Origin of the sequence: Buchnera aphidicola (Macrosiphum gaurae) (assembly GCF_005080965.1) — a bacterium.
Classification (GTDB): domain Bacteria; phylum Pseudomonadota; class Gammaproteobacteria; order Enterobacterales; family Enterobacteriaceae; genus Buchnera; species Buchnera aphidicola_S.
In genome coordinates, this window is sequence record NZ_CP034867.1 from 263877 (window position 1) to 277242 (window position 13366).

Below are 13366 nucleotides of genomic sequence, written 5' to 3' on the forward strand. Positions count from 1 at the left end.
TCAATAAACTTATGAAATGAGGTAAATATTTTGAACATTGTAAACAATACATTAAATATTAAAAAAATCTTAAAAATTTTACCTCATCGTTATCCTTTTTTGCTAATTGATCAAGTTATCAAATTCGAAAAATTTAAATATTTACAAGCAATAAAAAACTGTACCGTAAATGAACCTTATTTTCAAGGCCACTTTCCAAATGAACCTATTTTTCCTGGAGTATTAATTGTTGAAGCTATGGCTCAAGCAGCAGGTATTCTGATACATAAAAGTTTAGGTAAATTAAATATAAATAAATTATATCATTTTGTAGGTATAGATAATACTCGTTTTAAGAAAATCGTGATTCCTGGAGACCAAATGTTTATAGAGGTTACTATTTTGAAATCTAATAAAAATATTTTAGTTTTTAAAAATATAGCTTTAGTAAATAATAATATTATTTGCAAATCTGACATTAGATTTGCTAAAAAATATTTATTTTAAAATATATATTTATGTATAAATTTCGGAAAATATATGAATAAACCAAAATTTATTCATCTTCATGTTCATAGTGATTATTCTATTATTGATGGATTATCAAAACCTGAAGACTTAGTTAAAAAAGCAGCATATTTGAACATGCCCGCTATTGCACTAACTGATTATAATAATTTATACGGTGCAATTAAATTTTATAAAATGGCCCATAAATTAGGTCTAAAACCTATTATTGGTGTTACAGTAAATTTTTTTTCTGATTTAATTAATAATGAATTAACCAAGTTGACTTTATTAGCATCGACTCAAGAAGGATATAAAAATTTAATTTTGTTAATTTCTCATGCCTATCAAAAAGGATATATTAATAATGGTGACGTTACTATTGAAAAAAAATGGTTATTAGAAATTAACAAAGGATTAATACTACTTTCTGGAGGTTCTCAAGGTGAACTTGGGAAAATTTTACTTAACGGGCAATCGTCTTTAATATCTACTTGCTTATCGTTTTATCAGAAATATTTTCCTGACTCTTACTATTTTGAATTATTTCGTACAAATAGAGATAATGAAGAAGAATATCTACATTTAGCTGTAGATTTATCTTTATCTACTAATTTTCCTGTTGTTGCTACTAATGATGTTTGTTTTTTGAATGAAGAAGATTTTAAAATTCATAAAATTAGAATTGCTATTAATGAAGGTAAAACGTTACAAGAGTCAAAAATTCAAAATAATTACAGTAATCAGCAATTTTTAAAAAGTGAAAAAGAAATGTCTAATCTTTTTTCCGATATTCCAGAAGCACTTATAAATAGTGTGGAAATAGCGAAACGTTGTAATGTTTTTATAGATTCTGGAAGATACTTTTTACCCCAGTTCTCGACAGGAAAAATAAGTGTAGAAAATTATTTAATTACACAATCATATGAAGGTATAAAAAAACGTTTAAGTTTTTGGAACTTTAATCAAAAAGAATATAAACATATTTATCAAAAATATAAAAATCGTTTAGATATGGAATTGCATGTAATTAATAAAATGGGTTTTCCTGGATATTTTTTGATTGTTATGGAATTTATACAATGGGCAAAAGATAACAATATACCAGTCGGTCCAGGACGAGGTTCTGGTGCAGGTTCTCTTGTAGCATATGCTTTGAATATTACAGAAATAGATCCGTTATCTTTTGATCTTTTATTTGAAAGATTTTTAAATCCAGAACGTATTTCTATGCCTGATTTTGATATTGATTTTTGTATGGAAAAACGTGACAAAGTCATTGATCATGTTTCAGAAATATATGGTAGAAATGCAGTTGCACAAATTATTACTTTTGGAACATTAACAGCAAAAGCTGTTATTAGAGATGTAGGTCGAGTTTTAGGATATCCATATGGGTTTGTTAATAAATTATCTAAGTTAGTGCCTTTAGATCCTGGTATAACTTTGAGTGAGGCTTTTTTAAAAGAATCTGAATTATCTAATTTTTATAAAAATAACGAAGATGTTAAGAATTTAATTGATATTGCTAAAAAATTAGAAGGAACAAATAGAAATGTTGGTAAACATGCAGGAGGCGTAGTTATTTCACCTACTAAAATTACTGATTTTTGTCCATTATATTGTGATGAACAAGGAAATAATCCGGTAACTCAATTTGATAAAAATGATGTAGAATATGTGGGATTAGTGAAATTTGATTTTCTTGGTTTACGCACACTCACTATCATTAATTATGCAGTAGAAATGATTAATGCGAGATTAAAACTTTATAAAAAAAATCTGATAAATATTAATTTTATTCCTCTTGATGATGTAAAATGTTTTGATTTATTAAAAAAATCTGAAACTACTGGTGTGTTCCAATTAGAATCTTATGGTATGAAAGATTTAATTACAAGATTACAACCTGATTGTTTTGAAGACATAATTGCTTTAGTAGCACTTTTTAGACCCGGTCCTCTTCAATCCGGAATGGTCGATAACTTTATTAATCGAAAACATGGACGTGAGAAAATTTCATATCCTGATAATAAATGGCAACACATATTGTTAAAACCTATATTAGAATCAACATACGGTATCATATTATATCAGGAACAGGTAATGCAAATAGCACAGGTTTTAGCAGGTTATACACTAGGTAGTGCAGATATTTTAAGACGTGCAATGAGTAAAAAAAATTTAAAAGATATGTCAAAACAACGTGCAATCTTTGAAGCAGGAGCTTTGAAAAATGGTATTGATAAAAATTTATCAATAAAAATTTTTGATTTGTTAGAGAAATTTGCAGGATATGGATTTAATAAATCTCATTCTGTAGCCTATGCTTTAGTTTCTTATCAAACTTTATGGTTAAAAGTTCACTATCCTGCTGAATTTATGGCTTCAGCTATGACATCTGATATAGATAATACAGAAAAGATTATTCTTTTAGTTAATGAATCTTTAAATATGGGAGTAAAAATCATACCTCCAAATATTAATTTAAGTAGATACGAATTTTATGTAAATGACCAAAGTAATATAGTTTATGGTATAGGTGCTATTAAAGGAATAGGAGAAAACTCAGTACGTAATCTTATTCAAGAACGCGAAGAAAACGGGTTGTTCCATGATTTATTTGATCTTTGTATGAGAATTGATCCTAATAAAATAACTCGTAGAATTTTAGAAAAATTAATAATGTCTGGAAGTTGTGATTGTTTTAATGAAAATAGAAATTATCTACTTAAATCAATTGATGATGCTATAAACGCATCAAGAGAATCTCTTAGAACACAATTTTTTAAACAGGAAAGTCTTTTCGGCATTTTTAAACATGAGTTAAAACAAGTAAAAAAACATAATTTTATTAATTTGACTTATTCTGAAAAAAATAAATTGGAAAATGAATATCAAGTATTAGGATTTTATCTTACGGGACATCCTATTGATCAATATGAAGAAGAATTGAAATATTATGTAAATAGTCTAAAATTATCACAATTAAAATTTTTCAAAAACAATAAGAAAGTTTTAGTTGCAGGAATTATTGTTTCTATTAAAATAAAAATTACTAAAAATAAAAATCGCATAGCTATTTTAATATTAGATGATAATACTGTTCGTGTAGAAGTTGTAATTTTTACAGAGTTATTAAATTTACATGAATCTATTTTAAAGGCAAATACACTTTTATTCGTAAGAGGAGTTGTAAATGTTAGTGTTATTAGTAAAAATATTAAAATGATAGCTTATGATCTCATAGATTTAAGCATGATGAGAAAAAAATATATAAAAAAATTAATTATTATATTAAATGAAGAAAAAACTGATGTATTTTTTTTAAATAAGTTATATAAATGTTTAGATAAACAATCTAAAGGAAACGTTCCTGTTTTTATTTCTTATTATAAAAAAAAATCATGCTTAAAATTAGAATTAAACAAAGAATGGTCTGTTTTAATTACTGATGATTTTTTAAACGAATTAAAATTGTTAGTGGGATCAAAAAAAATACAATTAGAATTTTTTAATAAAATATTTTAAAAACATATATATAAAAAATAAATAGATTCTCTAGGATAGAGAATTTAATCAAATTTTAAAAAAATTTGATTAATTATGTCTTTGAGTATGAATATAATAATTTTTCAGAAAAGTATTTTTACAAATAAAATTATATAAATAATTTTAGTTTCTAAGTTGCTTTACGATAAAATTTATTATATCTTTAATATTAATCAAAATATTTTTCTTGTTTTTTCTTTCACGATATTCAACATTATTGTTTTTGAGTAAACGTGTGCTAAGAAGAATTTGATGAGGAATACCAATTAAATCCATTTCATTAAACATAACTCCTGGTTGTTTATTACGATCGTCTAAGATAACATCTATTCCTATTTTTTTGAAATTTTGATATAGCATATTTGCCATTTTTTTAATTTGATTAGATTGTTCCATATTTATAGGTAAAATAACTAATTCAAAAGGCGCAATAGAGTTTGGCCAAATAATACCATTTTTATCATGATTTTGTTCAATAACAGCTGCTACAATTCGTGTTATTCCTATCCCATAACAACCCATATGTAAATTTTCTTGTCTACCATTTTGCATCTTAATAGACTTTTTCATTTTTCTGGAATATTTTTGTCCGAGTTGAAATATATGACCAATTTCAATGCTTTTTTTAATATTTAACAATCCTACACCATTGGGACTGAAATCATTTTTTGTTACTTTTCTAATATCTTTAATGATTGGCATAGGTAAATCGATATCCCAGTTTACATTAATAAAAAAATGTTTATTAATATTTGAACCAATAGTAAAATTTTTCATTTCATAAATAGAAACGTCGGCAATAATGGGAATATTTAATCCCAAAGGTCCTAAGAATTTTTTTTCTACTCCTATTAATGACATAGTTTCTTTTTCATTAAGGAATATTAAAGGTTTTTTTAAAATATCAATTTTTTCTATTTTAAATAAGTTTAATTCGTGATCTCCTCTTATTAATAATGCAGCTATTGAAGTTGTGTTTTTTATTTTTGTTCGTACTAAAAAAGTTTTAATTTGATTGTGTAATGGTGTATTTAATTTCTCAGAGATTATTATAGACTTATTAGTTTTTAATTTATCTCGAATAATTTTAGATTGGTCTTTTTTTGTAAAAAAAGTTATTGATTCTATAGATTGAGCCATATCAATATTTGATAAATATGATTTATCAGTAGAAAAAACTATTTCATCTTCTCCATTTTTAGAAAAAGCTTGAAATTCATGTGAAATATTACCTCCCATAGAACCTGAATCAGCATTTACTACACAAAAATTCAACTGCATTTTTTTAAATATATTTATATAGCTATCATAAAATTTATTATATGTATTTTTTAGACAAGTTTGGTTAATATGAAAAGAGTAAGCGTCTTTCATAATGAATTCACGTGCTCTAATTACTCCAGAACGAGGTCGTATTTCATCTCGAAATTTTGTTTGTATTTGATATATAATTAATGGAAGTTCTTTATATGAATGAATTTCAGTACTAATAAAATTAGTAACTACTTCTTCATTTGTAGGTCCTAAAACAAATTTGTTATTACGACGGTCAGAAAATCTTAATAATTCCTCTCCATATGCACTAAAGCGACCACTTTCTTTCCATAAATATTCAGGTTGGATAATAGGCATTGATAGTTCTAATGCATTTATTTTTTTCATTTCTTTACTAATAATTTTTTTTATTTTTTTTAGTACTCTTATTCCAGTTGGAAGCCAAATATATAAACCTGAAGATGTTTTTCTGATCATGCCACTTCTTAACATTAATTGATGGCTGATAATTTTTGCGTCATAAGGTATATCTTTTAAAGTGGATAACAAATATTGACTTGTAAGCATTGTTTTGAGGTCTCAAAAATAAAATTTTTTTAATAGTGAACATAATTTTATTATATAATAAAATCTTATTTTAAATAATTTATTTCAAAATAATATATGTAACAAAATAAATACATATAATTTTTTTGCATTAATATAAATATTATATATTTTTTAAAAAATTGAATATAAATACATATTATTTCGACATGTATAGAATAGATTTTAGTTTGTTTAAAACATTGATAAAATTAGCTTGTTTTTTTTTTAATACAGAGGTTTAATGAGTTTTTTATATATAAAAAAAATGGTTAAAAATATTAATAATGAATCATAATACAAATGAGGAAAAAACAGAAAATCCTACTGAACATCGTATCAGAAAATTTCGTAAAACAGGAAAAACAAGGTATTCTAGAGAATTAAATTCTTTATTAATTTTGTTAGCAGGATTTATAAATTTGTGGTGGTCTAGAGATTTAATTGTTTTTAATTTTAGTAAAATAATGTCTAATAGTTTTTGTTTTGATAAGAATGATTTTTTAAATCAAAATAATACTTTATTAGAAATATTTATATCTATAAAAGATATATTGTATGTTTTTTTTCCATTTTTAATATCTTTATTAATTGTAACTACAATACCTCCTATACTGCTTGGTGGTATTAAATTAAATTTTAAGTCATTAAAATTTAATTTTATGAAATTAAATCCTTTTCAGGGTTTAAAAAGAATATTTTCTGTGCAAATAATAATAGAGTTTTTAAAGATTATATTAAAATTATTTTTAGTTAGTAGTATATCTTTCTATTATTTGTATATTTCTTTCTCTAAAATTTTATTTTTAATTAACGAAAATTATACATCTTCATTATTAGATGGATGTAATATAATTTCTGTTTGTTGTTTTTTAGTAATACTAGGGTTGGTTCCTATTGTTTTTTTTGATGTTATTTGGCAACAATTTAATTACTATAAAAAATTAAAAATGACTCGTCAAGAAGTTAAAGATGAATTAAGAGAAAAAGAAGGAAATCCAAATATAAAAATTCGGATACGTCAAGAAATGAAAGCTGCTATGCGTAGAAGAATGATTGCAGATATTCCTAAAGCTGATGTAATTATAACTAATCCTATGCATTATTCTGTTGCACTTAAATATGATGAAATTAAAATGAACGCACCTAAAGTAATAGCTAAAGGCATAGGTGAAGTGGCTATAAAAATACAGAGTTTAGCTCTTAAAAACAATATTTCTATTATTTCTGCACCATCACTAGCTCGTTCATTATATCGTTATTCCGAAATAGGACAATACATTCCTACTCCTCTTTATAAAGCTGTTGCAGAAGTTTTGGCATGGGTTTGGAAAGTACGACAATGGAAAAAAGAAGGCGGCGTTTTTCCTGAAAAACCTAGAAATATATTAGTTCCATCCGAATTAAATTTTACAGGAGAACATAAAACTGATGATTAATTTGTCTTCTTTTTTTCGTATTGTAAAAAATTTAAAAACAACTCAATGGCAAATACTTTCAGGTCCAATACTGATTTTAATGATTTTGTCAATGATGGTCTTACCATTAGCACCTTTTGTTTTAGATATTTTTTTTACTTTTAATATTGCTTTATCAATAATAATTTTGCTTGTTTCTATGTTTACTCGTCATACTTTAGAATTTACTGCTTTTCCGACAATTCTACTATTTTCTACATTATTGCGTTTAGCGTTAAATGTAGCATCTACTCGTGTTATTTTTTTAAAGGGCCATACTGGAACAGATTCGGCAGGAAGAGTAATCGAATCATTTGGTCATTTTTTAGTAGGTGGAAATTTTGCTATTGGAATAGTTGTATTTATAATTTTAGTTATTATTAATTTTATCGTTATCACTAAAGGAGCTAGTAGAATAGCAGAAGTTGGTGCAAGATTTATATTAGATGCTATGCCAGGAAAACAAATGGCAATTGACGCAGATCTAAATGCAGGTTTAATCGGTGAAGAAAAGGCTAAAAAACGCCGTTTAAAAATAACACAGGAAGCTGATTTTTATGGTTCTATGGATGGTGCTAGCAAATTTGTGAGAGGAGATGCAATTGCTGGAATTTTAATTATGATCATCAATATTTTTGGAGGTTTAATTATTGGTTTAATGCAACATCATATGTTATTAAATAAAGCTGTAGAAGTTTATACATTATTAACTATTGGAGACGGTTTAGTTGCTCAAATCCCAGCTTTAGTCATTTCTACTGCAGCAGGTGTGATCGTGACACGCGTTAGTAGCAATCAAAATGTTGGCGAACAAATGGTTGATCAATTGTTTTGTAATCCTCAAGTCATTTTGTTAAGCGCAATAGTATTAGGAATTCTCGGTTTGGTTCCAGGTATGCCAAATATTATATTTTTAACATTTACAGTTTTATTATTTGTTCTTTCTTGGTGGTTATACGAAAAAAAATATGATTTAGAAAATAATTTTTTAAATTCTAATAAAAAATATAAATTAATACATGATGCGATTTCTGAAGCATCTTGGAAAGATGTTGAACTAGAAGATCCAATTAGAATAGAAATAGGTTATAAATTAACACCCATGACAGATATTAATCAAAAAGGTGACTTATTAGATAGAATTCGTGTAGTTCGTAAAAAAATTGCTCAAGAAATTGGATTTTTACCTCCACTAGTACGTATTAAAAATAACATGAATTTATCAGGCAATCTTTACCGTATTTTTATCAAAGGCGTAGAAGTAGGTCAAGGAAAATGTTTTTATGGACGTTTCATGGCTATTAATTCAGGAAGAGAAACAGAACCTTTGCCTTTTGAAAAAATATATGAACCTACTTTTGGTTTATCTGGCTATTGGATCGATGAAGAATTTAAAAATACCGCTCAAAAAAAGGGTTATTCTGTTATAGAATCTAGTGTTGTTCTTTCAACACATTTAAATTTTTTAATTACCAAGCATATTGATGAATTATTTGGACGTCAAGAAGCTCAACAATTATTAGAGCATGTCAGTGTGGAAATGCCAAAATTAACTGAGGATTTAGTACCGAATATAATTAATTTAACAGTTCTTCACAAAGTTCTTAAAAATTTATTGTCAGAGCATGTTCCAATACGTGATATGAGAACTATTTTAGAATCATTATCAGAATGTGCAGATACTCAAAAAGATCCAAATGAACTGACTAGTACGGTACGTATTGCATTAAGAAAAATTCTTATGCAAAAATTGTTTAATCAAAATAGTATTATTGAAATAATAGGATTAGAATCAAACTTAGAGCAATTATTATTAAATAGTTTGAAAGCGGGAACTAACGTCATAGAACCTACTTTATCTGCAAGTTTATTAGTAAAAACAAAAGAAGCTATTCAAAAACAATTATTAATAAGTGCTCCTCTTGTATTATTAGTCAGTCATCCATTGCGATATTTTTTATCTAAATTTTTGCGACAAAGTTTCCCAGAATTAACTGTTCTATCTCATCTTGAGATTATAGATGCAAAAAAAATAAAAATGACTAATATTATTGGTATTTCATAAAAATAGAATTAGAAAGTTTTTTTATCTATATTTTAAATACAGATTGGTGTGGCGGTAAGTAGTGCATTTTAGTACTACATTATTTGCTCACCTTACTGATTTTTTAAAGTTCATTAATATAAATGAGATTTTACATTTTTTTTGTTACTTGAATGCCAAGTATATTAAGTCCTTTTTTTAACGTTTTAGCTGTTAAGATAGATAACTTGAGTCTACTTTTACGATTTTGTATTTTTTTACAAAAAAGTATAGAACAATTTTCATAAAAATTAGAAAAACTTGTTGCGAGTTGATAAAGATATTTGCATAAGATATGTGGTGTTCCTTTCTGAGAAATTAATAGAATAATTTCTTCAAATTCTAATATTTTAATAGCTAAATTAATTTCACTTTCCTTTTTTAATATAATTTCTTCTTTTAATTTATTTATAGAAATAGCAGATTTTTTTAAAATAGAAATAATTCTTGTATAAGCATACTGAATATAAGGGGCAGTATTACCTTCAAAACTTAGCATTTTGTCCCAATCAAAAACATAATTAGTATTTCTATTTTTAGATAAGTCTGCATATTTTACTGCGCTAATACCTATTATATTCGCTAATTGAATTACTTTTCTTTTAGATAAATTAGTTTTTTTATTTTTAATTAAACGTATTGCTCTTTCTACAGCTTCATCAAGAAGTGCAGAAAGTTTTATAGTATCACCATTACGAGTTTTAAATGGGCGTTTATTTTTTGATAACATCATTCCAAACATATGATGTTCTAATAATAAATTAGGAGATATATAATTGGCTTTTTTAGCTATAGTCCATGCTTGCATTAGATGTTGATGTTGACGGGAATCAGTGTAATATATAATACGATTAGCATGTAATTGTTGATATCTGTATTTAAAACAAGCAATGTCAGTAGTAGAATATAAAAATCCTTTATCTTTTTTTTGGATAACTACACCCATAGATTCTCCTGATCTATTCTTAAATTCTTTTAAAAAAACAACTGTGGACCCGTTTATTTCCATTGCTATTTTTTTATTTTTAAGATCGTTAACAATATCAGGAAGCATTTTATTATATACACTTTCTCCCATTGTATGATTTTCTTTTAAAGTCACGTTTAGTTTTTTATATATTTTATAATTTTCTAACATTGTAATAGATACTATTTTTTTCCAAATAGAAAAACAATTTCTATCTCCATTTTGCAATTTCACTACGCATTCTCTAGATTTTTCTGCAAAAAAATTATCAATATCATATTTTTTTTTTGCTTTACAATAAAATTTTTCTAGTTGTGCGAGAGATAAGTTATCATGTTTTAGTTTTTTATCTTCTAAATATGCAATTAACATGCCAAATTGTGTTCCCCAATCACCAATGTGGTTTGCTCTAATCACATTATGACCTAAGAAATCTAATATTCTTGCCATAACATCTCCAATTATTGTTGAACGTAAATGTCCAATATGCATTTCTTTTGCAATATTTGGAGAAGAATAATCTATCACAATATTTTGTGATTTAGAGCGATTTATACCAAGACGAGACGAAATAAAAATTTTTTCTAATTGTTTAGAGATCCATTTTTCATCGATAAAAATGTTAATAAAACCTGGTTGAGAAAATGTTATTTTTTTATATCTAGATTTTTTTTCAATATTTAATATTATTATCTCAGATAATGCATGTGGATTGAGATTTAACATATTAGATAATTTTATTAAATTATTAAGTTGATAATGACCTAATTGTACTTTTTTATTTAATATAATAATAGGTTCGTATTCTTTATGATCAATTTTAATTAAAGCATTTTTAATATCTTGTTGTATTATGTTTTTTAGATTCATTACAAAAACCTTTTCTTATATTACATTGAATTTTAAATTATTTTTTTAAAAAACTAATGTAAATCGATATTTTATGATATCTTACCTAAAAGCAAATAATAATTGTATTATCAGAATATATTATATTTTATATTTTTTTATTTATTTATTAAATATAATTTTTAGTTATTTGTTTCATCAAAAAACATTTTATTAAAAATTAAAAATAAAAATCAAAAATTTTTTATAAAAAGGTTGACAATGGAATAAAAAAAATGTAATCTCTTAATCTAAAGTTTTAGATATAAAAACGCTCTTTAAAAATATATTAGATAATCTGTGTGGGCACAGACAATTAAGTACAAAATTTATTTTTTTTTTATTTAAAAATATCTTAAAGATTTATTTCTTTAAGAAAATTTATTTCAATTGAAGAGTTTGATCATGGCTCAGATTGAACGCTGGCGGCAAGCCTAACACATGCAAGTCGAGCGGCAGCGAAAAGAGAGCTTGCTCTCTTGTCGGCGAGCGGCAAACGGGTGAGTAATATCTGGGGATCTGCCCAAAAGAGGGGGATAACTACTAGAAATGGTAGCTAATACCGCATAATGTTGAAAAACCAAAGTGGGGGACCTTTTGGCCTCATGCTTTTGGATGAACCCAGACGAGATTAGCTTGTTGGTAGAGTAATAGCCTACCAAGGCGACGATCTCTAGCTGGTCTGAGAGGATAACCAGCCACACTGGAACTGAGACACGGTCCAGACTCCTACGGGAGGCAGCAGTGGGGAATATTGCACAATGGGCGAAAGCCTGATGCAGCTATGCCGCGTGTATGAAGAAGGCCTTAGGGTTGTAAAGTACTTTCAGCGGGGAGGAAAAAAATAAAACTAATAATTTTATTTTGTGACGTTACCCGCAGAAGAAGCACCGGCTAACTCCGTGCCAGCAGCCGCGGTAATACGGAGGGTGCAAGCGTTAATCAGAATTACTGGGCGTAAAGAGCGCGTAGGTGGTTTTTTAAGTCAGGTGTGAAATCCCTAGGCTCAACCTAGGAACTGCATTTGAAACTGAAAAGCTAGAGTCTCGTAGAGGGAGGTAGAATTCTAGGTGTAGCGGTGAAATGCGTAGATATCTGGAGGAATACCTGTGGCGAAAGCGGCCTCCTAAACGAATACTGACACTGAGGTGCGAAAGCGTGGGGAGCAAACAGGATTAGATACCCTGGTAGTCCATGCCGTAAACGATGTCGACTTGGAGGTTGTTTCCAAGAGAAGTGACTTCCGAAGCTAACGCATTAAGTCGACCGCCTGGGGAGTACGGCCGCAAGGCTAAAACTCAAATGAATTGACGGGGGCCCGCACAAGCGGTGGAGCATGTGGTTTAATTCGATGCAACGCGAAAAACCTTACCTGGTCTTGACATCCATAAAATTTTTTAGAAATAAAAAAGTGCCTTCGGGAATTATGAGACAGGTGCTGCATGGCTGTCGTCAGCTCGTGTTGTGAAATGTTGGGTTAAGTCCCGCAACGAGCGCAACCCTTATCCCCTGTTGCCAGCGGTTCGGCCGGGAACTCAGAGGAGACTGCCGGTTATAAACCGGAGGAAGGTGGGGACGACGTCAAGTCATCATGGCCCTTACGACCAGGGCTACACACGTGCTACAATGGTTTATACAAAGAGAAGCAAATCTGTAAAGACAAGCAAACCTCATAAAGTAAATCGTAGTCCGGACTGGAGTCTGCAACTCGACTCCACGAAGTCGGAATCGCTAGTAATCGTGGATCAGAATGCCACGGTGAATACGTTCCCGGGCCTTGTACACACCGCCCGTCACACCATGGGAGTGGGTTGCAAAAGAAGCAGGTATCCTAACCCCCTTAAAGGGAAGGCGCCTACCACTTTGTGATTCATGACTGGGGTGAAGTCGTAACAAGGTAACCGTAGGGGAACCTGCGGTTGGATCACCTCCTTAAAAATATATACTTTTTTGAAAGTGCCCACACAAATTATCTAATAAAAAACTAGAAGGCTTGTAGCTCAGATGGTTAGAGCGCACCCCTGATAAGGGTGAGGTCGGTGGTTCAATTCCACTCAGGCCTACCATATAAAA

At 28.1% G+C, this 13366-nt stretch carries 6 protein-coding genes, 1 tRNA gene and 1 rRNA gene; 6 read left to right on the forward strand and 2 right to left on the reverse strand.

Annotated features, from left to right (window positions below; translation table 11 throughout):
- Positions 1-30 precede the first annotated feature (30 nt).
- On the forward strand, positions 31-486 hold the full coding sequence (fabZ, locus tag D9V72_RS01200) for a 3-hydroxyacyl-ACP dehydratase FabZ (protein ID WP_158354767.1): 456 nt from the start codon (positions 31-33) through the stop codon (positions 484-486).
- Positions 487-519: 33 nt separating this feature from the next.
- A complete protein-coding gene (dnaE, locus tag D9V72_RS01205) occupies positions 520-4017 on the forward strand; it encodes a DNA polymerase III subunit alpha (RefSeq protein ID WP_158354769.1) in 3498 nt (1165 codons plus the stop codon).
- Between the two features lie 144 nt (positions 4018-4161).
- Here the strand turns inward: dnaE and D9V72_RS01210 are convergent, their stop codons facing one another.
- Complete coding sequence (locus D9V72_RS01210) at positions 4162-5880, reverse strand: proline--tRNA ligase (RefSeq protein WP_158354771.1); 1719 nt, start codon at positions 5878-5880, stop codon at positions 4162-4164.
- Between the two features lie 305 nt (positions 5881-6185).
- On the opposite strand from D9V72_RS01210, the gene flhB reads away from it, so the two are divergent.
- A complete protein-coding gene (gene flhB / locus D9V72_RS01215; RefSeq protein ID WP_158354773.1) occupies positions 6186-7337 on the forward strand; it encodes a flagellar biosynthesis protein FlhB in 1152 nt (383 codons plus the stop codon).
- Positions 7330-9420, forward strand: a complete 2091-nt coding sequence (gene flhA, locus D9V72_RS01220) for a flagellar biosynthesis protein FlhA (RefSeq protein WP_158354774.1) — start codon at positions 7330-7332, stop codon at positions 9418-9420. The genes flhB and flhA overlap by 8 nt, the downstream gene beginning before the upstream one ends.
- A 130-nt stretch (positions 9421-9550) precedes the next feature.
- On the opposite strand, the gene argS is transcribed toward flhA, so the two are convergent.
- Complete coding sequence (argS, locus tag D9V72_RS01225; protein WP_158354776.1) at positions 9551-11275, reverse strand: arginine--tRNA ligase; 1725 nt, start codon at positions 11273-11275, stop codon at positions 9551-9553.
- A 405-nt stretch (positions 11276-11680) separates the two neighbouring features.
- Here argS and D9V72_RS01230 point away from each other — a divergent pair.
- A 16S ribosomal RNA gene (locus D9V72_RS01230) occupies positions 11681-13228 on the forward strand.
- A 54-nt stretch (positions 13229-13282) separates the two neighbouring features.
- Positions 13283-13359 (forward strand) — tRNA-Ile (locus D9V72_RS01235).
- Positions 13360-13366: the final 7 nt, after the last annotated feature.